23 protein-coding genes and 1 pseudogene are annotated in these 25842 nt (G+C 63.1%); 10 read left to right on the top strand and 14 right to left on the bottom strand.

Translation table 11 applies throughout. The annotated features are described in order from the left end of the window. Positions 1–40: 40 nt before the first annotated feature. From LOY26_RS14205 to LOY26_RS14195, 3 genes are all read right to left on the bottom strand, one after another. Positions 41–1246: an MFS transporter gene (locus LOY26_RS14205; RefSeq protein ID WP_186655754.1), complete on the bottom strand. Its 1206-nt coding sequence runs from the start codon at positions 1244–1246 to the stop codon at positions 41–43. Between the two features lie 85 nt (positions 1247–1331). Next, on the bottom strand, positions 1332–1865 hold the full coding sequence (locus LOY26_RS14200; protein ID WP_033698302.1) for a cytochrome b: 534 nt from the start codon (positions 1863–1865) through the stop codon (positions 1332–1334). Beyond that, complete coding sequence (locus LOY26_RS14195; protein WP_258713672.1) at positions 1862–2908, bottom strand: catalase family peroxidase; 1047 nt, start codon at positions 2906–2908, stop codon at positions 1862–1864. Before LOY26_RS14195 ends, LOY26_RS14200 begins: the two co-directional genes overlap by 4 nt. 131 nt (positions 2909–3039) lie before the next feature. On the opposite strand from LOY26_RS14195, the gene LOY26_RS14190 reads away from it, so the two are divergent. Both LOY26_RS14190 and LOY26_RS14185 read left to right on the top strand, forming a co-directional pair. After that, positions 3040–3561: a sigma-70 family RNA polymerase sigma factor gene (locus LOY26_RS14190; RefSeq protein WP_033698297.1), complete on the top strand. Its 522-nt coding sequence runs from the start codon at positions 3040–3042 to the stop codon at positions 3559–3561. Further along, complete coding sequence (locus tag LOY26_RS14185) at positions 3558–4310, top strand: anti-sigma factor (RefSeq protein ID WP_186655745.1); 753 nt, start codon at positions 3558–3560, stop codon at positions 4308–4310. Before LOY26_RS14190 ends, LOY26_RS14185 begins: the two co-directional genes overlap by 4 nt. Before the next feature lie 109 nt (positions 4311–4419). On the opposite strand, the gene xthA is transcribed toward LOY26_RS14185, so the two are convergent. Further along, positions 4420–5232 carry an exodeoxyribonuclease III gene (gene xthA, locus LOY26_RS14180; protein ID WP_033698293.1) on the bottom strand — a complete coding sequence of 271 codons (813 nt, stop codon included), beginning with the start codon at positions 5230–5232 and terminating at the stop codon, positions 4420–4422. Between the two features lie 162 nt (positions 5233–5394). Between xthA and LOY26_RS14175 the strand changes: the two genes are divergently transcribed. From LOY26_RS14175 to LOY26_RS14165, 3 genes are read left to right on the top strand one after another with little or no spacing between them, the layout of a single operon-like run. Then, the gene (locus LOY26_RS14175; protein WP_033698291.1) at positions 5395–6045 is read left to right on the top strand and encodes an N-acetyltransferase; all 651 of its coding nucleotides are present in this window, start codon (positions 5395–5397) and stop codon (positions 6043–6045) included. A 51-nt stretch (positions 6046–6096) separates the two neighbouring features. Beyond that, positions 6097–7839 carry an autotransporter assembly complex family protein gene (locus tag LOY26_RS14170; protein ID WP_186655736.1) on the top strand — a complete coding sequence of 581 codons (1743 nt, stop codon included), beginning with the start codon at positions 6097–6099 and terminating at the stop codon, positions 7837–7839. After that, positions 7836–11510, top strand: coding sequence for a translocation/assembly module TamB domain-containing protein (locus LOY26_RS14165; protein WP_258713671.1), 3675 nt, complete (start codon positions 7836–7838; stop codon positions 11508–11510). Before LOY26_RS14170 ends, LOY26_RS14165 begins: the two co-directional genes overlap by 4 nt. Before the next feature lie 9 nt (positions 11511–11519). On the opposite strand, the gene LOY26_RS14160 is transcribed toward LOY26_RS14165, so the two are convergent. The 4 genes from LOY26_RS14160 to LOY26_RS14145 form a co-directional block, all read right to left on the bottom strand. After that, positions 11520–12083 carry a DUF2589 domain-containing protein gene (locus LOY26_RS14160; protein ID WP_186665057.1) on the bottom strand — a complete coding sequence of 188 codons (564 nt, stop codon included), beginning with the start codon at positions 12081–12083 and terminating at the stop codon, positions 11520–11522. A gap of 59 nt (positions 12084–12142) precedes the next feature. Beyond that, positions 12143–12829, bottom strand: a complete 687-nt coding sequence (locus LOY26_RS14155; RefSeq protein WP_238347520.1) for a DUF2589 domain-containing protein — start codon at positions 12827–12829, stop codon at positions 12143–12145. Between the two features lie 64 nt (positions 12830–12893). After that, positions 12894–13274, bottom strand: coding sequence for a Mor transcription activator family protein (locus LOY26_RS14150; RefSeq protein ID WP_033698285.1), 381 nt, complete (start codon positions 13272–13274; stop codon positions 12894–12896). 252 nt (positions 13275–13526) lie between these two features. Next, positions 13527–13985, bottom strand: a complete 459-nt coding sequence (locus tag LOY26_RS14145; protein WP_186655726.1) for a hypothetical protein — start codon at positions 13983–13985, stop codon at positions 13527–13529. 149 nt (positions 13986–14134) lie between these two features. Between LOY26_RS14145 and LOY26_RS14140 the strand changes: the two genes are divergently transcribed. Next, positions 14135–14323 (top strand): hypothetical protein, encoded by a 189-nt coding sequence (locus LOY26_RS14140; protein ID WP_033698281.1) that lies wholly within the window; start codon positions 14135–14137, stop codon positions 14321–14323. Positions 14324–14359: 36 nt separating this feature from the next. On the opposite strand, the gene LOY26_RS14135 is transcribed toward LOY26_RS14140, so the two are convergent. Further along, positions 14360–14734 carry a fe2+ zn2+ uptake regulation protein gene (locus LOY26_RS14135; RefSeq protein ID WP_186655724.1) on the bottom strand — a complete coding sequence of 125 codons (375 nt, stop codon included), beginning with the start codon at positions 14732–14734 and terminating at the stop codon, positions 14360–14362. Positions 14735–14930: 196 nt separating this feature from the next. Here LOY26_RS14135 and LOY26_RS14130 point away from each other — a divergent pair, with 196 nt between their 5' ends. Then, positions 14931–17240 (top strand): acylase, encoded by a 2310-nt coding sequence (locus tag LOY26_RS14130; protein WP_258713670.1) that lies wholly within the window; start codon positions 14931–14933, stop codon positions 17238–17240. Positions 17241–17301: 61 nt separating this feature from the next. On the opposite strand, the gene LOY26_RS14125 is transcribed toward LOY26_RS14130, so the two are convergent. Both LOY26_RS14125 and LOY26_RS14120 read right to left on the bottom strand, forming a co-directional pair. Next, positions 17302–18033: a UDP-2,3-diacylglucosamine diphosphatase gene (locus LOY26_RS14125; RefSeq protein ID WP_258713669.1), complete on the bottom strand. Its 732-nt coding sequence runs from the start codon at positions 18031–18033 to the stop codon at positions 17302–17304. Beyond that, positions 18034–18534 carry a peptidylprolyl isomerase gene (locus LOY26_RS14120; RefSeq protein WP_186655717.1) on the bottom strand — a complete coding sequence of 167 codons (501 nt, stop codon included), beginning with the start codon at positions 18532–18534 and terminating at the stop codon, positions 18034–18036. A gap of 247 nt (positions 18535–18781) precedes the next feature. Between LOY26_RS14120 and LOY26_RS14115 the strand changes: the two genes are divergently transcribed. Further along, a complete protein-coding gene (locus tag LOY26_RS14115) occupies positions 18782–20485 on the top strand; it encodes a glutamine--tRNA ligase/YqeY domain fusion protein (RefSeq protein ID WP_033698273.1) in 1704 nt (567 codons plus the stop codon). A 9-nt stretch (positions 20486–20494) separates the two neighbouring features. Then, complete coding sequence (cysS, locus tag LOY26_RS14110) at positions 20495–21877, top strand: cysteine--tRNA ligase (protein ID WP_186655715.1); 1383 nt, start codon at positions 20495–20497, stop codon at positions 21875–21877. 71 nt (positions 21878–21948) lie between these two features. Here the strand turns inward: cysS and LOY26_RS14105 are convergent, their stop codons facing one another. After that, the gene (locus LOY26_RS14105; protein ID WP_186655712.1) at positions 21949–22839 is read right to left on the bottom strand and encodes an EamA family transporter; all 891 of its coding nucleotides are present in this window, start codon (positions 22837–22839) and stop codon (positions 21949–21951) included. Positions 22840–22951: 112 nt separating this feature from the next. Here LOY26_RS14105 and LOY26_RS14100 point away from each other — a divergent pair. Beyond that, positions 22952–23719 (top strand): annotated as a pseudogene (locus LOY26_RS14100) (AraC family transcriptional regulator); the annotation flags it as partial. Here the strand turns inward: LOY26_RS14100 and LOY26_RS14095 are convergent. Further along, positions 23710–25101 carry a HAMP domain-containing sensor histidine kinase gene (locus LOY26_RS14095; RefSeq protein WP_186655707.1) on the bottom strand — a complete coding sequence of 464 codons (1392 nt, stop codon included), beginning with the start codon at positions 25099–25101 and terminating at the stop codon, positions 23710–23712. The pseudogene LOY26_RS14100 and the gene LOY26_RS14095 overlap by 10 nt on opposite strands. After that, positions 25079–25759: a response regulator transcription factor gene (locus LOY26_RS14090; RefSeq protein ID WP_033698266.1), complete on the bottom strand. Its 681-nt coding sequence runs from the start codon at positions 25757–25759 to the stop codon at positions 25079–25081. Before LOY26_RS14090 ends, LOY26_RS14095 begins: the two co-directional genes overlap by 23 nt. Between the last annotated feature and the right edge of the window lie 83 nt (positions 25760–25842).

The raw sequence follows: 25842 nt of genomic DNA, 5'->3' as shown, positions 1-25842 counted from the left end.
CGCATTAAAGCACACTCTGCACGCTTGCGCGCTGTGCTTATCAGGCCCGCTTCTCGCGTGGCATCGGCCATAGCCCGACCAGCAGCAAAAGCGCAGCCACCGCCAGGAACGGCAAGCGCGGGTCGAGGGCATACACCAGCGTGCCGGCCAGTGGCCCGATCACCGCGCCCATGCCCTGGGCAGCGCCGATCGAGCCGGCGGTGGCACCTTGTTCAGAGGCTTGCATGGCATTGGCGGCGAGTGCCGAGAATGCCGGGAACACAAAGCCCATGCCGGCGGCGGCGACGAAGTAGCAGGCCCACAGCCAGGGCGCCGTGGCCGCCAGTGCGCCGCAGGCAAAACCGACCGCCGAGACACTGGCACCCACCCGAATCATTTTCAACGGCGGCCACTCCAGTTGGCGCAGCACCACCTGCGCCAGGATCAGTGCCACACCCACCGTGGTCAAGGCGATGCCGGCAGCCTGGGCGGCCTCGGCCGGGCCCAGGTGCAGGCGGTCGAGGGCGAAGAAGCCGACGGTGATTTGCGACACTGTGACACTGAGCATGGCGCTGAAGGCCACCAGCAAAGGCCGGCGCAGGCGCGGATCGCTCAAGTGCACAGGGCTGGGCGCGTGGCTTTTGGCCAGTGCCTGTGGCTTGAGGGTGAACAGCAGCACGAAGAACGCGCAGGCCGGCAGCAGCGACATGAGGTGGAACGGCAGGCTCAGGCTGTGCCGCGCCAGCAGTGCGGCCAGGGCCGGGCCCAGCACCAGGCCGACGGCGTTGGCCGCCCCCAGCGAGGCCATGGCCCGCGCCCGCTGCTGCGGTTCGACATGGTCGGCGATCATTGCATTGCAGGCCACCGGGATGGCGGCATAGAACGCCCCGATGCACCCGCGGGCTAGCATGAGGCCGATAAAGGCCAGGGTTGCGCCCGGCAGCCAGCGCAGCGCGCCTTCGACGAACAGGCACAACAGCCAGTAGGCGAGGGTGAAGCCTGCGCTGCCAAGCAGCAGCACGCGCCGGCGCCCGAGCCGGTCGGCCGCGCGGCCCCAGGGGCGGGCCAGCAGTACCCAGACCACACCGGCCACGGTCACGGCAGCACCGGCTTGCCAGGTGGCCATGCCGAGTTGGCGTGCGATCGGGCCGATCAGGGCGACGAAGGCCATCATCGACATGGTACAGGCCATGTTGGCCAGCAGCAGTGGCCGTAAGTCCAGGGTGCTGGCAGGAACGAGAGTGGCAGGATCCTTTGCGACGTTCATAGGGCAGTCCAGAGTTTTTAGCGAAAAGTACGCCGATCTTAATAAGAATTATTATCGAATGTCGAACGCCCCGGACCGCTCCGGCTCAGTCGCTGCGACGCAGGGGGCCAGGCCACATGCTACGCAAGACGCCGTCGCGACGCACCAAGGCATGCATCAGGGCTGCGCCCAGGTGCAGTACAACCGTCGCGAACAGCAGGTAGCCGGCCCAGCCGTGGGCTTGGCGCAGCACGGCATACAGCTGAAGGTCATGCGGGGCGATCGCAGGCAACTGCAGGGGCCGCGGATAACCGCCGGCCGAAAGCATCGCCCAACCCAGCAGGGGCATGGCCAGCATCAAGGCATAGAGCACCAGGTGCGAGGCCCCGGCGGCGAGCCGTTGCAGCGTTGGCAGGTCGCGTGGCAGCGGTGGGTGAGGCAGCGTCAAGCGCAGGGCAATACGCAGCAGCACCAGTACCAGCAAGGCCAGGCCCGTTGCCTTGTGCAGCTCGATCAGCAATGGATGGCGCAGTGACAGGTCGCTGACCATGCTCACGCCGATGAACAACATGGCCACGATCAGCACGGCCATCAGCCAGTGCAGCAGGCGAGCGAGGGGATGGAAGGCTTCGGGTTTCATGGGCGGGCTCCGGTGCCGAGCGATTCGCGGCTGCGGCGGTTGAACGATTCCGAATACGCGGCCGAACGGGCGGCGAGGATCGGGTCGGCGGACGCTTCGATGCCATGCGGCAGGATCAGCGGGTCGAAGTTCAGGTCTCGGCAAGCGCCTTGTTCAGCAGCGTCCACCTGTTCGAGCACGAGCGTGCCGGCGTCCACGCTGCGCCGCTGTGCAGGCCAGGGGCTGGCGGGGTCGTCCACGGCGTCACCGGGCTCGGCCAGGACCAGGCGCAGGGTCCAGCGCAGCGGCCCTTGGGCCAGGCGCTGTTGCAGGTCATGCTGCAGGAACAGTTTGTCGTCCACCTGCCCTGGCAGCGCCGTAAACGCCGTCTGCGGCTCCAGTTGCCAGCGCACTGGTTGGGCTGCCCCGGCGGCGTCGATCAGGCGAAAGGCATTGATGCTGTGGTACTGGGTGCTGGCAAAGCTGTTGCTTGGCTTGTAGCTCGCGGCCCACTGGCGGAACGCCGCGCTTTCAGGGTGAGCAGCGAAGAACGCCTGCTGCCTGGCTGGGTCCGGTTTGCCGGTGGCAGGGTCTGGCGTGCTCGCTAGCACCTGTTCATAGAAGGCTTGCGGTGTGCTCACCGCCAGCACGGGCGGGTTGTTCATGCCGGTACGCCAAACCTGCCCGTCGTCGCTGCTCAACTGAAGCGCCAGGCTGCGCACCGGGATGGCGGTGTCTGGCGCATAAGGGTTGGCGCCACCGATGGCGAAGCGGCCGATCACCGGCACCCGTGCCTGGCTGAACACCCGCGCCGTGGACAGGCTGGCAGCCTGCCCGCTGGCCTGGAAGTAGCCGCTGACGCACAGACCTTTGGCGTGGTTCTTGCGGTAGCCCGGGTAGTGCCCGGCCTGGGCTTCGAAGGTGTCGATGATGCGTTGCGGCGTCAGCTTGGCTGCGCCGATCCAGCCTGCGGCATAGGCAAAGCCAACGCCCGCTGCCAGCATCACAGCGCCGATGGCGGCCAGGCGCAGGGCCTTGGCGGGGCCGTGCAAGGGTGAGTTCATGGTTGTCGTCCGGTTCAGTGAAGATGCCGGTACGACGGGGCAGGGCAAAACTTATTCCCTGGGAGGGAATAGATTTTGTTGCCGGGCGTCTGCCCCATACACTGACAACCCCAGAGGCCGGGACATTTGCCATGCACGATCTGGACGAACACCAATGGCGCGAGCTGCTTGCACGTCTGCGCCGCTTTGCCTTGTGGTTGACGCGCGAACCCGGCAGCGCCGACGACCTGGTGCAAGCCACCGTCGAGCGCGCCTTGAGCCGCCATGGCCAGCAACGCGAGGCAGAGGCGCTGCGCGCCTGGCTGTTCACCATCCTTTACCGGCTGTTTCTCGACGGCAAGCGTCGCGACCGCCTGCATGCCCGTTGGCTGTCCTGGTTTGGCCGTGCCGAGGTGGAAAGCGAGCCGGTCGGCGGCAATATCGAGGCCATCGTCCTGGCCCAGGCCGACCTGCAGGCATTTGCCCGGTTGTCTGCCGAGCAGCGTGCCTTGCTGTTGCTGGTGAGCATCGAAGGCTTGAGTTACAAGGAGGCCGCCCAGGCTTTGGGCATCCCTATCGGTACTGTGATGTCGCGCCTGTCGCGCGCCCGCAATGCCTTGCGCGAACTGACCGAGGGCAACCCTCAACCCCCGGCCTTGCGGAGACTGAAATGACGCGCCTGATCCCCAGCGAAGACGAATTGCATGCTTATGTCGATGAGCGCCTGGCACCGGGGCGTCGGGCCGAAGTGCAGGCCTGGCTTACGGCCAACCCGCAGCAAGCGGCCAGGGTCGAGGCGTGGCGCAGTGATGCCCGCCGCCTGCGTGCGGCATTGGCCGGCCTGGGTGAGCAACCAGGGGCTGCGCAACTCGACCTGGGCCAGCTGCGCCTGCGGCTGCGCCAGCGTCGTCAACGGCGCTGGGCGTCGGCGGCGGTGTTGCTGCTGGCGCTCGGCGTGGGGGGGATGGGCGGCTGGCAGGTGCGGGATGCCACGCTGGCAAGGGTCGATCTGCCGATGGCCGATGCGGTCCAGGCTCATCGGTTGTTTGCCGGCAGTGAGGCGCTGGATATCCAGGCCAGCGACCCGACCCAATTGCGTGAATGGCTGGGGCGTCACTTCAACCGCGTAGGGCAGTTGCCGGATCTGGCGGGTTACGGGTTCCGGCCGGTGGGCGCGCGATTGCTCAGCAACGAGCAGGGGCCGGCAGCATTGTTGGTGTTTCAGGATGGCAAGGGTGAACGGATCAGCCTGTTCATGCGCTCGCCCAGTGAGCATTACCAACGCATGCCTGATGGGCAGCGGGTTGATGGGCAGCTGGAGGCGCGGTATTGGTCACATGGGGCTTACAACTTTGCGCTGGTCAGCGCGGCGGACGATACGCGTGGGGCGGGGGTGGGGGCGGCGTTGCGGTTGGGGTTGTAGGGCGGCAGGTGCAGGGCGGTGGATTTTCAGCGTTTATGAGATCGAGCGCCACCCGCGCGGCGCTCGATCTCCCAGGCGCTGCAAATCTACCGCCTACACCCAGCCTCGATCAGCTCAACTCCAGCCAGATCGGCGCATGGTCTGACGGCTTTTCCATCCCACGCAGTTCATAGTCCACGCCCGCTGCCTTGATCCGCGGCACCAGGTGCTGTGAGGCCATGATCAGGTCGATGCGCAGGCCACGTTTTGGATCGTCCTCGAAACCACGGCTACGGTAATCGAACCAACTGAAGCGGTCGGCCACTTCAGGGTACAGGTGGCGGAAGCTGTCGACCAATCCCCAGCCCTTGAGGCGCTCCATCCACTCGCGCTCTTCGGGCAGGAAGCTGCATTTGCCAGTCTTGAGCCAGCGTTTGGCATTGTCCGGGCCGATGCCGATGTCGCAGTCCTGGGGCGAGATGTTCATGTCGCCCATCACCAGCACCGGCTGGTCATTGCGGAACTGACCTTCGAGCAACGCCTGCAGGTCACTGTAGAAGCGCTGCTTGGCCGGGAACTTGGTGGGGTGGTCGCGGCTTTCACCCTGGGGGAAGTAGCCGTTCATGATGGTGACCGGGTTGCCATCGGCATCGGCGAAGGTGCCCCAGATGAAACGGCGCTGGGCGTCTTCTTCATCGGTGGCAAAGCCCTTGTGCAGGCTCAGGGGGGCCTGGCGCGACAGCAAGGCAACGCCGTAGTGACCCTTCTGGCCGTGGTAGTGCACGTGGTAACCCAGCGCCTGGACATCGGCCAGCGGGAACTGATCGTCACTGACCTTGGTTTCCTGCAGGCCGATCACGTCCGGCTGGTGCTTGTCGATCAAGGCCGCCAGCTGATGCGGGCGGGCACGCAGGCCGTTGATGTTGAAACAGACGATCTTCATGGAAAGACAATCCTGGCAAAAGCCGCGATGCTAGCCGACATCGCGCGTCATCACCAGCATGGCGGGTTGCGGGTGCTGCTGCTAACGTGCTGTAGGGGGTGAACGATGCGCGGTGGCGCCCCTCCAAGGCACTGTAAGCCCATTCCAGGAGGACTGCCCGCAATGCCCGACACCACTGCCACCCCGGCCCGTATCTGCCAGCTCGACGATGGTTACAGTCGCGAGGCACGTTCGCTGCTGTACAACGCCTACCGCCACGAGCCTACATTCGCCTACATTTTTGAAGCGCAGCGCCCAGGCTATGAGCGGCGTTTGCGCGTGATGGTGCGTGAATGGGTACGCCAGCATTTCTATCTGCAATTGCCTGCAATCGGCCTGTTGGTGGATGACCGCCTGATTGCCGTGGCCCTGATCGTGCCGCCGCTGCGCAGGCTGGGGGTGGCCGACAGCTGGGCCTGGCGTTTGCGCATGATGCTGGGTACTGGCCTGCGATGCACACGGCGCTATATGGATTACCAGGCGGCATTGGCCAGTTGCCTGCCCACAGACCAGGTGCACGTGTTGCCGTTGCTGGGGGTGCATCCACAGTTTCAGGGGCGCCAGTACGGCGAGCAATTGTTACAGGCTGTGCATGACTGGTGCGCAGAAGACCCGAGCACCCAGGGCGTGGTGCTGGACACCGGCAATGAGCACTACCTCGCGTTCTATCAGCGTCAGGGCTATGAGGAAATTGGCGAGGTTGCTGTAGGGCCTATCCGCGAGCGGGTATTTTTTCACCCCAACCCGGTCTCTTCGAATCCTGCTTTTGCCTGACAGGCCGCCAGACGGCTCCCTTGAGCGCCCGGCTCTGGTAGCATGCGCCGCATGACGTATTCAGGAAGATTGACCTGGGGCCTGGTTTTCTGGGTCGCCAGTTTTGCAGCATGGGGCCAGAGCGAGTTGTTGGTGAAGGTAAAGCCCGCCAACAAAGCGCTCAAGGCCAATGTCGAAGGCTATATTGGCAACCTTGGCGACCGCGACGAAGAAGCGCTATTGCGCTTCAGCCGCGGGGCCGAGGAGCAGGCGCGCAAAGCAGTGCAGGCACTTGGCTATTATCAGGCCCAGATCGAAACCGAGGTCAAGCCTCCGACCAAGGCCGAGCAACCCGCGCAACTGATCATCCAGATCGCGCCGGGCGAGCCGGTAAGGCTGCGCGACGTGACCGTGCGTATCGAAGGCCCTGCCAGTGAAATGAAGGCGTTCCGGGTGCCCGACAGCAAGGCGTTGCGCGCTGGCGAGCAGCTCAACCACGGCCTGTATGAGGATGCCAAGCGGCTGATCCAGAATCAGGCCTCGCGCTATGGGTTCTTCGCCGGCCGCTTCAGCCGCCAGCGCCTGGCGGTCGACCCCCAGGCCGGTGTGGCCGACATCGAACTGGTCTACCAAAGCGGCCCTCGCTATCGCCTGGGCGCAGTCAAGTTCGGGGGTGACACCCCCCTCGATGATGACCTGCTGCAGCGCATGGTCTCGTTCAAACCCGGCACACCCTACGATTCCGAGCTGATCGCCGAGCTCAACAACGACCTGCAATCAAGTGGCTACTTCGAAGGCGTGCGGGTAGATGCCGCGCCGACCGCTGCCGTAGGTGAGGACATCCCCGTGGATGTCCGCCTGGAAACCCGCAAACCCCGCACCATGGGCCTGGGCCTGGGCTTCTCGACCGACGTCGGGCCACGCGGCAAGGCCAACTGGACGCGGCACTGGGTCAACCCCCAAGGCCACAGCTATGGCTGGGAAACCGAGCTGTCGGCCCCCCGGCAGAACGTCGGCCTGTGGTACGACATCCCGCTGGACCCGCCGCTGACCGACAAGTTGCGCTTTGCTGGTGGTTACCAGAACGAGGAAATCGCCGGTACCGACACCCTCAGCAAGCTGCTGACGGTTGGCCCGGAATGGCACAGCAAGTTGCCCAGTGGCTGGCAGCGGGTCATCTCGCTCAAATACCAGCGTGAGGAATACCGCCTGGGCGATGACTCGGGGCTGAGCAACCTGCTGATGCCGGGTGTGAGCTTTTCGTACCTGCGCAGCGACAACCGTATCGACCCACACAACGGCTACCGCTTGCAGTTCGATACACAGGTGGCCAAGGAAGGGCTGGTTTCCGACACCAACCTGCTGCACGGCAACGTATTGCTCAAAGGCCTGACCACGCTCGGCCACAACCATCGCTTCCTCGGCCGGGTGCAGTTCGGCGGCAGCGCCACCAACGGTTACAAGAACAACATCCCGCCTTCGCTGCGCTTCTTCGCCGGTGGTGACCAGAGCGTGCGCGGCTATGACTACCAGACCCTGTCGCCGAAAAACAGTGATGGCGACCGCATTGGTGGGCGCTACCTGGTGGCAGGCAGCGTCGAGTACCAATATTCGGTGACTGAGAAGTGGCGGGTGGCGACCTTCGTCGATCAAGGCAACTCGTTCAACACGCTCGAGCTGCCCAGCCTCAAGACTGGGGTAGGTATTGGCGTGCGTTGGGTTTCACCGGTCGGGCCGCTGCGCCTGGACCTGGCCAAGGCACTCGATGACGAGGGTGGTATCCGCTTGCACTTCTCCATGGGGCCTGAGCTGTGACACGTGTGTTCAAATTCATTCTGCTGGGTCTACTCGGCCTGGTATTGGCCGTGGGCCTGGCGCTTGGCATGCTGGTAGGTACCGAAAGCGGCAGCCGCTGGGCGTTGGCAAAGGTGCCGGGGCTTGAGGTTGCTGACTTCACGGGGCGACTGGCCGGCACTTGGCAAGCCAGTCGGCTGAGCTGGGTCGACGGCGGTAACCGAGTCGAAGTACAGGCGCCTCTATTGGCTTGGTCGCCCGCGTGCCTGTTGCGTGGCACCTTGTGTATCGAGCAGTTGCATGCCCAGCGCATCGACATGGCGTTTGCGCCGAGTGAAACGCCAGTCGACAGTGGCCCTTTGCAGCTCCCGGCCTTGCGTTTGCCGGTTGACATCGAACTGGGTGAGGTCAAGGTCGGCCAGTTGCGCCTGGACGGCAGCGACCTGCTCGGTGATCTGCAACTGGCGGCGCACTGGACCCGGGCCGGGATGCGCATCGATAGCCTGCAACTGCAGCGGGACGACCTGCGCCTGGACCTGCAAGGTGACTTGCAGCCTGAAGGCGACTGGCCTGTGCAATTGCAGGGGCAGGTTCAACTGCCCTCGGTGGAGGGCAAAAGCTGGCAGCTGGCACTGGCAGCCAAAGGCGAGCTGCAGAAAACCCTCACGCTCGAAGGCACCAGCTCGGGTTACCTCGATGCACGCTTGAGCGGTGAGTTGCAGGCGTTGGCGGAACACCTGCCAGCAACGCTGCAGATCCGCTCCGAGGCGTTCAAACCGACTGCTTCGTTGCCAGATACCCTGCAGTTCAAACAGCTCGAACTCAACGCCAAGGGCGATCTGCTCAAGGGCTACTTACTGTCGGGTTCGGCCAGTTTGCCCGCCGAACAGTCGCCGATCGCCCTGGCCTTGTCCGGGCGGGTCGACAGCAAGGGTGCCAAGCTCGATGCCCTTGACCTCAGCGCCAGCGATAGCCAGCGGCTCAAGCTACAGGCCAGTGCCGACTGGCAACAGGGCCTGAGCGCCGATGCCCAGCTCGAATGGCTGGATTTCCCATGGCTGCGCCTGTACCCACTGGAAACGCCGCCCGACGTCACGCTCAAGCGCTTCAACGCCCAGGTTCGCTACCGCGATGGCAACTACCAAGGCACCTTCAATGGCGACCTTGACGGCCCGGCGGGTGCCTTCACGCTGGCCAGCCCGTTCGAGGGTGACCTGGCCCAGGTGAAGCTGCCGCAGCTGGCGCTCACCGCAGGGCAGGGCAAGGCCGCCGGCAGTGTCGCGGTGCGCTTCGCCGATACCCTGGCGTGGGATGTCGATATGCAGCTTTCGGCGCTGGACCCTGCGTACTGGCTTGCCGAACTGCCGGGTACCCTGGCCGGGCCTCTGCGCAGCAAAGGTGAAATGAAGGGTGACGAGCTTAAGCTCGATGCCCAGCTCGACCTCAAAGGCCGCCTGCGCGGTCAGCCGGCGGTGCTCAAGGTCGAAGCGCAAGGGGCAGGGCAGAGCTGGACCCTCGGCGCCCTGGCGATTCAGTTGGGTGACAACCGCATCAATGGCAGTGGCAGCTTGCAACAGCGGTTGGCGGGGCGGGTGGATCTCGACCTGCCGCGCCTGGGCCAGCTATGGCCGAGGCTGCAGGGGCAAGTCAAAGGCCGGCTGGACATTGCTGGCACCTTGCAAGCGCCCCAGGGCACGCTCACCCTGCAGGGCCAGCAACTGGCGCAGGCCGAGAACCGTATTCAGCGACTGGACCTCGACGCCCGGCTGGATAACGCCCAGCGTGGTGTGATCGAGCTCAAGGCGGGCGGCATACACCTGGGTGACACGGCACTGGGCACTCTGCAGGCCAATGGCAAAGGTGACATTCGCCAGCAGGCCCTGACGCTGGCGCTCGACGGCCCGCAGCTCAAACTTGCCCTTGGCCTGGACGGCCAGTTGAACAAGGGCGATTGGCGTGGTCGGCTGGCCAGTGGGCGGATCCAGGCCGGTGGCCAGGACTGGCAGTTGCAGGCTCCGGCACGCTTGCAGCGCTTGGCCAGCGGCCAGCTGGATTTCGGCGCCCATTGCTGGCGTTCCGGTCAAGCCAGCCTGTGCGGTGAAGACCAGCGCCTGGCACCGGAGCCACGCCTGCGTTATCACCTCAAGCAGTTCCCCCTGGACAGCCTGGCCCAGTGGCTGCCAAAAGATTTTGCCTGGCAAGGCCTGCTGAACGCCGACGTCAACCTCGATGTGCCGGCCAGTGGCCCCAAGGGCAGCATCGTAGTCGACGCCAGTGGCGGCACCCTGCGGGTGCGTGACAAGGATCGCTGGGTCGACTTCCCTTATCAGGCCTTGCGCCTGGACAGCACCCTGGCGCCACGACGTATCGATGCCCGCTTGGCATTTCGCGGCGAGCGCCTGGGTGAACTGAGCTTGAATACCCGCATCGACCCACTGGGCAAGAATAAACCGCTGTCGGGTGATTTCAGCCTGACGGGCCTGGACCTGTCGGTGGCCCGCCCATTTGTGCCCATGGTCGAGCGCCTGACCGGGCAACTCAATGGCAGCGGTCGTTTGTCGGGCACCTTGCTTGCGCCACAGGTCAACGGCAACCTGGTGTTGAGCGGTGGCGAGGTCAGCGGCGCCGAGTTGCCGCTAAGCCTGCAAGACTTGTCATTGCAGGCAACCATTGCGGGCGAGCAGGTTCAGCTCAATGGCAACTGGCGCAGTGGCGAAGCAGGGCGCGGCCAACTGACCGGTAACCTGACCTGGGGCCAGGCGCTGGGCATGGACCTGCGTTTGCAGGGGCAGCAATTGCCGGTGACGGTGGAGCCCTACGCGACCCTGGAAGTCGCCCCCGACCTGAACCTGCGCCTGATCGACGACAAGCTGGCAGTGACGGGCAAGGTCCAAGTGCCAAAAGGCAAGATCACGGTACGCGAACTTCCGCCATCGACCGTGAAGGTGTCCGATGACACGGTGATCATCGGCCATCAGACCGAAGAGGGTAAACAGCCCCTGGCAATGGCGATGGACATCGATGTCGAGGTTGGGCGAGACAAGCTGTCGTTCAGTGGTTTTGGCCTCACTGCCAACCTGCTCGGCCATGTGCACATCGGCGACAACCTCGATACCCGGGGTGAGTTGAGTTTGGCCGATGGCCGTTACCGTGCCTATGGGCAGCGCCTGACCATTCGCCGGGCGCGGCTGCTGTTCGCTGGCCCGATAGATCAGCCGTATCTGGACATCGAGGCCATTCGCAAGGTCGATGATGTGATTGCCGGTATCCGTTTGAGTGGCAGTGCCGAGCAACCGACCACGCAGGTGTTTTCCGAACCCGCCATGAGCCAGGAGCAGGCGCTGTCGTACCTGGTGCTGGGGCGCCCGTTGGGCACATCGGGTGAAGACAACAACATGCTTGCCGAAGCAGCGTTGGGCCTGGGGCTTGCCGGCAGTGCCGGTATCACCGGGAGCCTGGCGTCGAGCCTGGGCATCGATGATTTCCAGCTGGATACCGAAGGTTCGGGCAACACCACCAGCGTGGTCGCCAGCGGCAACCTGACCGAGAAACTGAGCCTGCGTTACGGGGTAGGGGTGTTCGAGCCTGCCAACACCATCGCGTTGCGCTACAAGTTGAGCCGGAGGGTCTACCTCGAGGCGGCAAGCGGGTTGGCCAGCTCGCTGGATATCTTCTACAAGCGGGACTTCTGATCGCCGCGGTCAGCAACGGACCGTGGCCGCTTCGATGAATTCATTGGAGCCGGAGAGGGGTGGGGGACTGGACCTGGGTATGCGTACCGGTGTGATCAGGCTGGTGTATTCCTCGATCAGCCGGTTCAGCGCTTCAGGCGGCTCGCTGGCCTGAAACTGCATGCGGATCTGTACCTCGTCGGGGTCGCGACTTTCGCCCTGACGGCCTTGGCCGCCAATGGTGACCTTGAAGCTGGCCGCAGTGTGCTCGCTGGCGGTCAGCAATGCTTCTTGCGCCTCGGTGCCCTTGACCCGAACCGACAAGTCGACCTGCATGCGTTCCAGGGCCAGGCCCTTGGGTGATACCAGCGCAAACAAGGGCACGCGCATGATGTGCTGTTCATCCATGGCCACTTCGACCATCTTGGCCTTCATCGGGGCGCCCAGTGCTTCGGTGTCACAGTCGAAGAACTGATCGAACAGGTTGATGTACTGTTGTGCAATCAGGCTGTTGGTGGCACTGGCGGCTTCTTGCAGGCCCCGCGTGATCTCGCGCAGGTCGATGGAAGTCATGGGGGCTAGGGACTTGTCCAATCATTCGGCTCCTGGGTGGGGTGGTGCCCCCTGCTGCGAGGGGGCGATTCTTGCCAGCTTCAATTTGTTGGCGGGGTTTCACCGTCAGCTGGTTGTTTGCCAGGGGCCTGCGGATGGGTGCCTGCCGTGGGGCCTTTCAACCTGTCGGCCTGCGAGATAGCGTCTGGGCTATCAAGCGTCGCGCTCTTGACGATGGTGGGTTTGGTTGCGGCTTCGGTCAGGAAGTCGATGACCCTCATCATTGCTTCGGGCGGGTCCTGCCGCTTCAAGGTAGTGTTGAACGCGTAGCGGGCGCGGGTATCGGTCTTGCGGGTTTGCGTGGACTTGTGGCTGATGCTGCCCTTGACGTTGAGGCTGAATGGCCCCCAGCCAAGCGACCCGGTGGCTTCTGCGGCCATGTTCTTGTCGGTTACATCTTCCGACATCTGATTGATGGTCAGTTCGAACTCGACATTGCCTTCTTCGATGGAGATGTTCGGGTGGGTGATCGCTGCCACCAGCGGCACTTTCATCGTTTTGCTGACGACGCCTTGGTACTCGCCCTGTTCATCGACGATGGTTTCGTCATAGTCGAACTGGATCGCGACGGCCTTGCCTTCCTGAACGCAGACTTGCATCAGGAAGTCTGCATAGGACTTGCTGGCGGTGACCTGCGCTTGGACCATCGCTTGCAGGGGGCCTGCAATCATACGGTCCATCGGCAAGGCATTGATGACGGATCCGATGAGGCTAGAGTCTATCGACATAGCTGGATTCTCTTTTTAGTGGGGTGCATGAAGGGTCGTCAGTAACGACCTCGTTGCTCATTGGCTAGCGAACGCAAGGTTCCTGGCGGCGGATATTGCCGATCTGGCGCAGGCTCAAGCCGTATTTGTCGGCCAGCAAGCTGCGTGACAAACCATCGGCGCTTTCTTTCTGGATCTGCAGGTTGCGCAGCTGGCGCATGAAGTGATCGGCCTTGGGGATTTCCAGGGCTACGCCGGCGAAGCGTTTGATCAGCGCATCGAGCGCCTCGGCCGGGAGTACATCGGCAAGCTTGGTCCGCTCGCGGTGCTTGGGGATGTATTTGGGTCTGCCGCCATAGGCGCAGGTCAGCTGGAAAGCGTTTTCGATACCGATGCAGTCGATCAGCGCTTGCAATGAATGCGGCAAATGGCTGATGTCTATGCAGGTGAGGTCTGGTAACTCCATGCGACGCTCCTTCGTTCAGGGTTGCGATGCGGTAAGCGATCACCCGCGGCGATATGTCGAAGGTGTGACTGGATTCTCAGGTAGAGCCAGGGCGCGTCGCTAGGCGGTATTTAGGCTGGGGTTTGTAGCCTCGGTGAGCACGGTTTGCAGGCAGCGATTTCGCTTGTTGTAGGACACTGCTTCAACTACTCGCCGCAGCTGTTGATTTTCCGTTGTCGCACTTCATAGCTTGCAAGTTGGGGGCGGGGACCCTCAGTCGCACGGATAGCTGCTCAACAGGCTGGCACTTTTCAAGTAGGCCTTGGGGGTTGTGCTCATGCCCTGTGGCAGGGCGCGCCAGTCGACCAGCAGGCACAGAGCACTGAACGCATGCTCGTCGCGCTTTCCTACAGTGCGATCAGGAAAGTCACGGCGATAAAGTGCTCGGGTCTGCTGCACGGGGTAAACCTGATCGGCCTGCGCCAAAGTCTGGCGGGCCAGCTCTGGCAGCAGCGATGCAGGCACGGTGAAATGAACCTGACCGGTGTGGGCTTGCAGGTAGCCGGCTTCGCGCGCGCGCTGCCAGAGTTGCTGCCATTGGCTGGAGCCGGCGTTGGCGGCCAGTTCGCTGCCTAGCTTGAACAACTGCTCGGCGGGCGCCTGGCGAGTGTCCAGCGCGTAGACAGGGAGGTAAGTCAGGGCAAGGGATGCGAACAGCATGGATCTGTACATGGTGCCTCCGGCACGGGCGATAAGGACCCATGCTTTCAGGCGAACGGCACCACGCTAAGCAGGAAATGCAGCGCTGGTGCGGGTGAGCGTTGTATCATTGCCGCGGCTCGTTGCGAGCCATTTGCCCCTGATGTTGCAAGGAACTTTGAATGACACACGTGCAGCGCCTCAAATATTCACTTCTGATCATCCTGGTGGTACTGGGCCTAATGCTGGGCCTGTCCCACCTGCAAAAGCAAGGCACGATCAGTGAGCAGACCTTCCAGATGCTGGCGATCGCCATTGCCGTGGTCGTGGTCGTGATAAACGGCATTCTGCGGCGCAAAGTCAAGCGCTGAGCTGTGCGGGCCGGCCAGTTGTGGCCGGCCATACGCTCAGCGCGGGGCGGTTTGATCCAGCACGGCGCGGGCCTGGGGGTTGAGGCTGTAGCATTTGTCGCTGCCCAGGTTGATGACGCCTTCGGCGCACAGCCGCTTGAGTACTTCACGCACACTGAGGAACGACAGCGGGATATCCAGTTGTTCCAGTTGCGCGTGCACACCACGCACGCCGATGCTGCGGCCATTGCGGTCTGCCACGTGCAGGGCATCGATCACTTTGAGCCGAATGAGGCTGGTGCGCAGGCCAAAGGTGCGCAGCAGCTCGCGAATCTGTTCATTACCAACACGTTCCTCGACGAAAGCGTCCTGTCCTTTAGGCGCCTTCCCCGGGGTGTGCCCGGCCTGCATTGAGGGTTGCGGGTTGTACATGTGAATGCTCCTTTTCGTGGACTAACCCGAAATGTGGTTGCCTCACTTACTAGGACGAATGAGAACGGAAAATCTGCAGCCCGCTCGAAAAAAAATTGCCTGTTGTTGTTCAAGACGTTCTACATCGTTGTAATACGTAAAATTTTCATTCAGCCATTCGTCTGATCGGGATGACCCCTGAATCCGAGGTGTGCCCGTGTTCTCAATTTCGCGTCCCATGACCCGTGCCAGCTTGGCCGCAGCCCTGGTCGCCTTAAGCATTGCCGCGCAAGCGCAGCCCGCCAGCGCCGATGCCAGCGCGCAGATCCGCCGTACCAGCTTCGGGGTACCGCACATCGTGGCCAAGGATGAGCGCGGCCTGGGGTATGGCATTGGTTATGCGTATGCCCAGGACAACCTGTGCCTGCTGGCCAACGAGGTGCTGACGGTGAGCGGCGAGCGGTCGCGCTATTTTGGTGCCAAGGCCAAGACCTTCGAGCAACGCGACAACCTGGCCAGTGACCTGTTTTTCACCTGGCTCAACACGCCGACTGCCGTGGGTGCGTTTCTAAACGCTCAGCCAGCGCCGGTGCGTGACCTGCTGGACGGCTATGCAGGTGGCTTCAACCGCGCCCTGGCCGAGCGCCGCAGCCAAGGGTTGCCGCCAGAGTGCGGAACTGGGGAGTGGGTGCGGTCGATCACCAGCCAGGACCTGGTCAAGTTGACCCGCCGGCTGTTGGCTGAAGGGGGTGTCGGCCAGTTCGTCGAGGCGTTGGCAGGGGCGCAGCCACCTTCGCTGACCAGCCAACGTGCGGCGGCCGGTTTTGCCACGGCGCTGGCTCGGCAGGCGCGTTTCGCTTCGGAACGAGGCAGCAACGCGGTGGCCGTCGGGTCGCAGCGCTCGGCCAACGGCCGTGGCCTGTTGCTGGCCAACCCGCATTTCCCGTGGATGGGCGGTATGCGCTTTTATCAAATGCAACTGACCATACCGGGCCAGCTGGACGTGATGGGGGCTGCATTGCCAGGCTTGCCGGTGGTGAACATCGGCTTCAACCACCACCTGGCCTGGACGCACACGGTCGACACGTCGAACCATTTCACGCTCTACCGTCTTCAGCTCGATCCGAAGGACCCGACCCGCTACCTGCTCGACGGCAAGTCGCTGCCGTTGATGCGCCAAGCTGTGAGCGTCACGGTCAAGGCCGAGGATGGCACCTTGAACCAGGTCGAACGTCAAGTCTACAGCTCGAAGTTCGGGCCCGTGGTGCAGTGGCCAGGGCGCCTGGACTGGGACGCGCAAGCCGCTTACAGCCTGCGCGACGCCAACCTGGACAATACCCGGGTGCTGCAGCAGTGGTACCGCATCAACCGGGCCGACAGCCTGGACGCGCTGAAGGGCTCGGTTGAGCAGTTGCAGGGCATCCCTTGGGTCAACACGCTTGCCGTGGATGAAGGCGGCCAAGCGCTGTACCTGAACCAGTCGGTGGTGCCCTATGTCGACCAGCAACTGCTGAGCACCTGCAGCAACCCGAAGGCCTCAGGGCGCCTGGTGGTGCTGGATGGCTCGCGCAGTGGCTGTGCGTGGAAGGTCGATGCGCAGGCCGCGCAGCCCGGGATCTTCCCGGCGCGATTTCTGCCCAGCCTTGAGCGCAAGGACTTTGTGCAGAATTCCAACGACCCCGCCTGGATGGCCAACCCCGCGCAGCCCTTGACCGGTTTTTCACCGCTGGTCAGCCGCAACGACCAGCCGCTGGGCATGCGCGGGCGTTTTGCCCTGAACCGCCTGCAAGGTAGCGCCAAGCTTGGCGTCGACGACCTGCAGCGCATGGTCACGGACGATGAAGTCTACCTCGCAAGCTTGCTGCTGCCGGACCTGCTGGCGTGGTGCAAAGGAGCCGAAGCGGACCTGCAGCCAGTGTGTGACAGCCTGTTGGCCTGGAACGGCAAGGCAGACCTGGACAGCGGCATTGGCCTGGTGCATTTCGAGAACATGTTCAATGCCCTGGCGGCCCACCCTGAAAGCTGGCGGGTGGCCTTCGACCCGGCGGACCCGCAGCACACGCCGCGCGGCCTGGCGGTCGAACAGGCGGCGGTGCGCAAGCTGTTGCGCGAGGCGGCCTTGGCGTCCTTGCAACAGGTGGGTAAAAGCGGAGTAGGGCGCGACAGCCAGTGGGGGCAGGTGCAGCAGGCTCTTGACGGTACGCCTGTACCGGGTGGCCCGCAGGGGCTTGGGGTCTATAACGCGATCCACAGCGTGCCGCATGGGCCGGGCAAGCGCCTGGTGGTCAGTGGTACCAGCTACCTGCAACTGGTCAGCTTCACCGATCAGGGCCCACAGGCTCGGGGGCTGCTGGCGTTCTCCCAGTCGAGCGAGGCGGGTTCGGCGCATGCCCATGACCAGACCAAGGCTTTCTCGGCCAAGCAGCTGGCAGTGATTCCGTTTACCGAGGCGCAGATCAAGGCGGACCCCGAGTATCGTGAATATGTGATCAGTGAGGGGGATAAAGGGGCAGTGGCTCAGCATTGAGCCTCTGTCCGAGGCGGTTGTCGTAGGAGCGGCCTCGCCGGGCGCTCCTACAAGCCGGTTGTCATCCGTTTGCAGAAAACTCGAACGGCGCCAGCTGAAAACCCTGCTCGTCAACCTGCAGGGTCCAACCTCGGCGGTCCCAGTCCCCCAGCACGATGCGCCGTGCGGGCTGGCCGTCCACCACCAGCTTGTGAATCGCCGGCCGGTGGGTATGGCCATGCACCAACGTCCTGACACCGTGCACCGCCATCACCTTAGGCACTTCCTCTGGCGTGACGTCGACGATCTCGGTGGCCTTCATGCGGGTCTGCGAGCGGCTTTCGCTGCGCAGCTTGCGCGCCAGCTTGTGCCTCGAAGACAGCGGCAGGTGCCGCAAAATCCACAGGCTCAACGGGTTGCGCAAGTAACGACGCAGCTTCATGTAGGCCAGGTCCCGGGTGCACAGTGTGTCGCCGTGCATCAGCAATACCTGCTCACCGCCCAGTTCGATCACGCTCGGGTCAGCCAGCAAGGTGCAGCCGGCGGCATCGCAGAAATCCTGACCAATCAGGAAATCACGGTTGCCGTGCATCAGGTAGATCGCCGTACCGCTGTCGCTCAACTGGCGCATGGCTTGGCAAATCGATTGTTGGAAGGGCGTCATGGCATCGTCGCCGATCCAGGCTTCGAAGAAATCGCCAAGGATGTACAGGGCCTTGGCGTGGCGCGCACGGCCGTCGAGCAGATCAAGAAACGCCCGGGTGATATCCGGGCGTTCTTCTTGCAGGTGCAGATCAGAGATCAGCAGTATCACTCAGACGATCTCGGCTTTCTCGATGATCACGTCTTCTTTAGGCACGTCCTGGTGGCCGGATTTGGAACCGGTGGAAACGGCTTCGATCTTGTCGACGACGTCTTGGCCTTCGGTCACTTTGCCGAACACGGCGTAACCCCAGCCCTGTGTGTTCTTGGCGGTGTGGTTGAGGAAGTCGTTGTTGGAGGCGTTGATGAAGAACTGCGCCGAGGCGGAGTGCGGCTCCATGGTACGGGCCATGGCGATGGTGTACTTGTCGTTCTTAAGGCCGTTGTCGGCTTCGTTCTGGATGCTGGCACGCTTGTCTTTCTTCTCGTTCATGCCTGGCTCGAAGCCGCCGCCCTGGATCATGAAGCCCTTGATCACGCGGTGGAACACGGTGTTCGAGTAGTGGCCGGCTTCAACGTAGGCCAGGAAGTTGGCAACGGTCACAGGGGCGCTTTCGGCGTCCAGTTGCAGGACGATGTCGCCGTGGTTGGTGCTCAGTTTGACTTTGGACATGCTGAAATTCGCTCTTACAGGGCATTCGGAAATAGGTTGCGCAGGTTCACGCTCAGTCACCTGACGCTGGATCGGGCTGCCGCGGCACACGTACGCGGGGCCCATTTTGCCGGATCGCGACAATTTGCTGCGATAAATCGCGCCACTTTGTCAGCGGCCGGCTGTCAGCAGCTTGACTGCTTCGGCTATGATAGGCCCTTTGATTCAATCGGCCTACCCAGGCCGGACACGTGCATTCAAGGATCCTATGAGCAAGCCCACTGCCGACAACGCGCCCAACGCCGCTGCCAAAGGCGCCCCCGCTGTCCCTGCGAACTTCCTGCGGCCGATCATCCAGGCCGACCTGGACTCGGGCAAGCACAGCAGCATCGTCACCCGTTTCCCGCCGGAGCCCAACGGCTACCTGCACATCGGTCACGCCAAGTCGATCTGCGTCAACTTTGGCCTGGCCAAGGAATTCGGTGGTGTCTGCCACCTGCGTTTCGATGACACCAACCCGGCCAAGGAAGACCAGGAGTACATCGACGCCATCCAAAGCGACGTCAAGTGGCTGGGCTTCGACTGGGCCGGCGATGTGCGCTACGCCTCCAATTACTTCGACCAGTTGCACGACTGGGCCGTCGAGCTGATCAAGCGTGGCAAGGCTTATGTCTGCGACCTGACCCCTGATCAGGCCAAGGAGTACCGCGGCAACCTCAAGGAGCCAGGCAAGAACAGCCCGTTCCGCGAGCGCAGCGTCGAAGACAACCTCGACCTGTTCGCCCGCATGAAGGCCGGCGAGTTCAAGGACGGCGAGCGCGTGCTGCGGGCCAAGATCGACATGGCGTCGCCGAACATGAACCTGCGCGACCCGATCCTCTACCGCATCCGTCATGCCCACCACCACCAGACCGGTGACAAGTGGTGCATCTACCCCAACTACGACTTTACCCACGGCCAGTCGGACGCCATCGAGGGTATCACCCACTCGATCTGCACCCTGGAATTCGAAGGGCATCGTCCGCTGTACGACTGGTTCCTGGACAACCTGCCGGTCCCGGCGCACCCGCGTCAGTACGAGTTCAGCCGCCTGAACCTGAACTACACCATCACTTCCAAGCGCAAGCTCAAGCAGTTGGTCGACGAGAAACACGTCGATGCCTGGGACGACCCGCGCATGTCGACCTTGTCCGGCTTCCGTCGCCGCGGCTACACGCCGGCGTCGATTCGCAACTTCTGCGAAATGATCGGCACCAACCGTTCCGACGGTGTGGTCGACATGTCGATGCTCGAATTCAGCATCCGTGACGACCTCGACCGAACCGCGCCACGCGCCATGTGCGTGCTGCGACCGCTGAAAGTGGTCATCACCAACTACCCAGAAGGCCAGGTCGAGCAACTCGAACTGCCGCGCCATCCGAAGGAAGACATGGGTGTGCGGGTACTGCCGTTCGCACGCGAACTGTACATCGACCGCGACGACTTCATGGAAGAGCCGCCGAAGGGTTACAAGCGCCTGGAACCAGCCGGTGAAGTGCGCCTGCGTGGCAGCTACGTGATCCGGGCCGATGAGGCGATCAAGGATGCCGACGGCAACATCGTCGAGCTGCGCTGCTCGTACGACCCGGACACCTTGGGCAAGAACCCCGAGGGCCGCAAGGTCAAGGGCGTGATCCACTGGGTGCCGGCCGCAGGCAGCGTCGAATGCGAAGTGCGCCTGTACGACCGCCTGTTCCGCTCGCCTAACCCGGAAAAGACCGAGGACGGCGGCAGCTTCCTCGACAACATCAACCCGGACTCGCTGCAAGTGCTGACTGGCTGCCGTGCCGAACCGTCGCTGGGTCAGGCGCAGCCTGAAGACCGCTTCCAGTTCGAGCGTGAAGGCTACTTCTGCGCCGACCTCAAGGACAGCCAGCCGGGCCGCCCGGTGTTCAACCGCACCGTCACCCTGCGTGACTCCTGGGGCAGCTAAGGAACCGTCGTGCTTAACATCTACAACACGCTGAGCAAAACCAAGGAAGCCTTCAAGCCGCTCGATGGCAACAAGGTGCGCATGTACGTCTGCGGCATGACCGTGTACGACTACTGCCACCTTGGCCATGGTCGCAGCATGGTGGCCTTCGACCTGGTCACCCGCTGGCTGCGCAAGAGCGGCTATGAGCTGACCTATGTGCGCAACATCACCGACATTGACGACAAGATCATCAACCGGGCCAACGAGAACGGCGAGACGTTCGATGCGCTGACCGCCCGCATGATCGACGCGATGCACGAAGACGAGCGCCGCCTCAACATTTTGCCGCCGGATCAGGAGCCGCGTGCCACCGACCACATCGCTGGCATGCACGCGATGATCCAGACGCTGATCGACAAAGGTTACGCCTACGCGCCAGGTAACGGCGACGTGTACTACCGGGTAGGCAAATTCGTCGGTTACGGCAAGCTGTCGCGCAAGAAGATCGAAGACCTGCGCATCGGTGCGCGCATCGAAGTCGACGAGGCCAAGCAGGACCCGCTGGACTTCGTGCTGTGGAAGGGCGTCAAGCCGGGCGAGCCAAGCTGGGAATCGCCGTGGGGCCCGGGCCGTCCGGGCTGGCACATCGAGTGCTCGGTGATGTCCACCTGCTGCCTGGGCGAAAGCTTCGACATCCACGGCGGTGGCAGCGACCTGGAGTTCCCGCACCACGAGAACGAGATTGCCCAGAGCGAGGCCGCGACCGGCAAGCAGTACGCCAATGCCTGGATGCACTGCGGCATGATCCGTATCAATGGCGAGAAGATGTCCAAGTCGTTGAACAACTTCTTCACCATCCGTGACGTGCTTGAGAAGTACCACCCGGAGGTGGTGCGTTACCTGCTGGTGGCCAGCCACTATCGCAGTGCCATCAACTACTCCGAGGACAGCCTGCGCGATGCCAAGGGCGCTCTGGAGCGCTTCTACCACGCACTGCGCGGCCTGCCGCGCGTGGCGGCCAAAGGTGGCGAAGCGTTTGTCGAGCGCTTCAGCATGGCGATGAACGACGACTTCGGCACCCCGGAAGCCTGCGCTGTGCTGTTCGACCTGGTGCGCGAGATCAACCGCCTGCGTGACAGCGATCTTGAGGCTGCTGCTGGCCTGGCGGGTCGCCTGCGTGAGCTGGGTGATGTGCTGGGTGTGCTGCAGTTGGAGGCTGATGACTTCCTGCGGGCCGGCGCTGAAGGCAAGGTGGATGCTGCTGAGGTTGACAGCTTGATCCAGGCGCGGCTGCAGGCACGGGCTGACAAGAACTGGGCCGAGTCCGACCGTATCCGCGACCAGTTGACCGCCATGGGGGTGGTGCTGGAAGACAGCAAAGGCGCAACCACCTGGCGCCTGGCTGACTGATCGGCGCTGTGAAGGGGCTGCCAGGCAGCCCTTTCACGACACCTGGCCCAGGCTTCAAGCCTTGCGGCACACTACGAAACAGCAGAAACCGCTTTTCTTCCCAACACCGCACGCCCTTTCTTCATGCCGACCGCCAGCGCCAACAAGATCAACGCGATCGATAGCCAGTCCCATCCGCTCGGAACCTGATGCACGATCACGGCCGAGCTGACGATGCCGAACACCGGAATCAGCAACGACAATGGCGCCACCGTCGACACCGGGTACTCGCGCAGCAGGCAGTTCCACCCCCAATAGCAGAAGTGCGTCGCGGCATACACCTGAAACGCCAGTGAACAAGCGACGACGGTATTCGCTTGTGTAACCAGCGCCACAAACGGGCTTGTGCCGTGCAGCCACCAGGTCAACAACAGCAAGGGGGCCGGCGCAAAGAGGCTGGCCCACACGACGAAGGCGAATATCTCCCGCACCTTTGACAGCTTGATGATGACGTTGCCGATGCTCCAGGCCAGTGCGCTGATCATCACCAGGGTCAAACCGATGGTTGTTGTCTTGCCGGGGCTCGCGGCGAGTATGCCAAGCAAGCCGATTGCCGCCAGCACGATGCTGATCAGTTGGGGCCAGGCCAGGGGTTCGCGAAACAGCAAACAGCCCCAGGCCAGCGTAAAGAATGCACTGAACTGAATCAGCAACGAGGCGCTGCCTGGCGGCACACCCATGGCAATCCCCAGGTTGATCAACGCCCACATGGCGACGCCAAAGATCAAGCCATAAGCAGCCTGCCAGCCGATCGCGACATTCGGCCGCTTCACGAAAAACACCCACGGTAAGGCGCAGAGCGCAAAGCGGATGCCTGAGAGCAGGAGCGGGTCGACGTGGGCCAAGCCCAGTTTGGTGATCGGGAAGTTGATCCCCCAGAGCGCTGTGACCAGCACGGCGAGGATCAAGTGCTTTTTTTGCATTGTTTGACAGCCTTGTGAAGTCGCGGCAGGGGGCCTTGACGCCTTAGCCAATATGCCGCGGTCTGGTTTGGCCCGCTTTCAATTCAAGGTCAAATACCATTAAAATCAGGCCATGACGCATGCAGATGACACGCTATACGAAGACACCGCTTGCGATGTGGTGGTGACGAGGAGGGCTTTTGCCGATGGCGAACTGTTCCCGATGCACAGCCACAGGCGGGGCCAGTTTGCCTACGCCGCCTGTGGCGTGATCACGGTTGCAACTGGTTCGGGCACCTGGGCAGTGCCGCCATTGCGGGCCATCTGGGTGCCTGCCGAGCTTGCGCACGCTATGCACATGCGCGGCCCCGTCACCATGCTCAACGCCTATATTCGCCCGCAGTCAGCCCAGCGGGTCGGCCTTCCTGAGCACTGTCAGGTTTTTGCAGTTTCGCCCCTGGTGCGCGAGCTGCTTGAGAAGGCTATTGAAGTGCCCGCCCAGTATCCCGCGCAGGGGCGTGATGCGTGTTTGATGGGGCTGCTGCTTCATGAGATCGCCGGCATGCCGGGTGTGTCACTCAATGCCCCTATGCCCGAGGAGCCACGCCTTGCACGGGCGTGCAGGGCGTTTCTGGCGGAGCCCTCGTTGCAAACAGGCATCGACGGGATGGCGGAGCGCGCCAGCATGAGCCGGCGCACATTCACCCGCCAGTTTCGCCTGCACACCGGGATCAGTTTTAACGAATGGCGACAGCAGGCATGCTTGCTGGCAGCCGTGGTACGGCTGGGCAGTGGTGAGCCGGTTACGCGTGTTGCGACAGCGCTTGGGTACAGCAGTCCAAGCGCTTTCGCGACGGTGTTCAAGCGTTTGCTCGGTGCTGCTCCCAGCCGCTACTTCGCCGATCCCGCCAATGGGCAATGCAGCACCAGCTTGGCCCCGCCCAGTTCGCTGGAGCCGATTTCCAATCCGAACCCATGCAGGTCTACGATCGCCGCCACGATCGACAAACCCAGCCCGAAGCCCGGGTGACGGTGGCCTTCCTCGCTGCGATAGAAGCGCTTCAGCACAGCGGTGCGCTCTTCTTCAGGAATGCCCGGCCCAGTGTCCTCGATGGCGATATGCAGGCCCCGTTCATCCTGCGTCGCCGAAACCCGCACGCAGCCGCCCGCTGGCGTGAACTTGATGCCGTTGCCCACCAGGTTGGCCAGCGCCTCGAACAACAGTTCGCGGTCACCGTGCAGCGTCGGTAACTGTTCGGGCTGGTCCAATTCAAGCCGAATAGCGCCATCTTCGGCCAATGGCAGGTAGAAGTCGTGGAGTTCCACCAGCAGCCCATGTGGGTCGAGCTGAACGAAGCCGGCACGGCGCTGACGGTCTTCCAGTTCGCTGATACGCAACAAGCCGCGAAAGCGTGCCATCAGTGTGTCGGTTTCACCTATCGCCTGGTCGAGTGCCTCGGCCTGCGCCGAATCGCTGTCACTCTGCTGGCGAATACGGTACAGCTGGGCGCGCAGGCGGGTCAGTGGCGTGCGCAGGTCATGGGCGATGTTGTCGCACACACCCTTGACCTCATGCATCAACCGCTCGATGCGGTCGAGCATGGCATTGACGATGGCGGCCAGCATGTCCAGCTCGTCGCGCCGGGCCGACAGCGGCAGGCGGTGGGTGAGGTCGCCCGCCACGATCAGTTCGGCCTGGGCCTGAATGGCGCGGATGCGCTTGAGCGGTCTGCGCCGCAGCAGGTACCAGCCGGCAAAGCCTGGGATCAGGGTCAGGGAGATGCCCCAAAGCAGGGCATGCAGGATGATCCGGGTGACCACGAACAACGAGCCGTTGTCCCGCACCAGCACCAGCCAGCGGCCATCCTGCACCTTGATCGCCACGGCATCGCAGCTGTCGCGTGGCATGTGCGGGTCGTCGGCGTCCAGGCAGCGTTTGAGCTCATGGACCTTGCCGTCCAGGCCAAGCTCGGAGGGCAGGGTGCGAATACGCCCGCCAAGCGGGTTGAGTTGGGCATCGAACAGGCCGTAGGCGTCAAAGCTGCGCTCTTCGAAGGCCTGGCTGGCAATCAGCGCGTCGTCCAGTTGCTTGCCGCTCATGTGTGCGAACAGGTGCTGGCGCTGCAGCATGGAATGGCGGGTGAGTTTGTTCAGGTAGCTGGACACCTCGAAGTACAGCACCCCCATGAGGATGCTGCTCCAGGCCACGAACAGAAAGCTGTACAGCGCCAGCAGGCGGCTGGTCGAGGAGCTCCAGCCCTTAGACGGGTTCAGCAATGGCATAGCCCGAGCCCCGTACGGTACGGATCAGCGGCGATTGGCCGGGAGAGTCGATCTTCTTGCGCAGGCGGCCAATGTGGACATCGATCAGGTTGGTGCCGGGGTCGAAGTGATAACCCCAGACTTCCTCGAAAATCATCATCCGGGTGATGACCTGGCCACTGTGGCGCATCAGGTATTCCAGCAGCTTATATTCGGTGGGCAGCAGGTTGAGCGTGTGCTCGCCGCGCCGCGCTTCGTGGCTGATCAGGTCCAGTTGCAAGTCGGCGACCTGCAGGCGGGTCTGGGTCATGGGCACGCTGTTGCGACGCAGTAGTACCTCGACCCGGGCGGCCATCTCGTCCGAGGCAAAGGGCTTGGTCAGGTAGTCGTCACCCCCGGCACGCAGGCCGCGCACCCGTTCGTCGACGTCAGACAGGGCGCTGATCATCAGGATCGGCGTGGCGATCTTCAGGCTGCGCAGGGTGGTGACGATGGTCAGGCCATCGACTTCGGGCAGCATGCGGTCCAGGGTAATCAGGTCGTAGCCACCGGCAATCGCCTTGGCCAGGCCTTCCCGGCCATTGTCGGCCCAATCCACGTCCAGGCCGTGGCTGGAGAGTTCGGCGACGATTTCCTGGCCGGTGACGGCGTCGTCTTCGATGGTCAGTACGCGTGGCATGCTGGTTCCTGGGCGGCGAATAGAGGCTTGATTGTGCCAAAGAATAGACAAACGGCGATTTAAGAAAAATTCATCTGGGAATG

It is taken from the genome of Pseudomonas sp. B21-047 (assembly GCF_024748775.1).
GTDB lineage: Bacteria > Pseudomonadota > Gammaproteobacteria > Pseudomonadales > Pseudomonadaceae > Aquipseudomonas > Aquipseudomonas capeferrum.
Note: the sequence above shows the minus strand (reverse complement) of the source record. Positions and strands in the feature narration are given on the sequence as shown.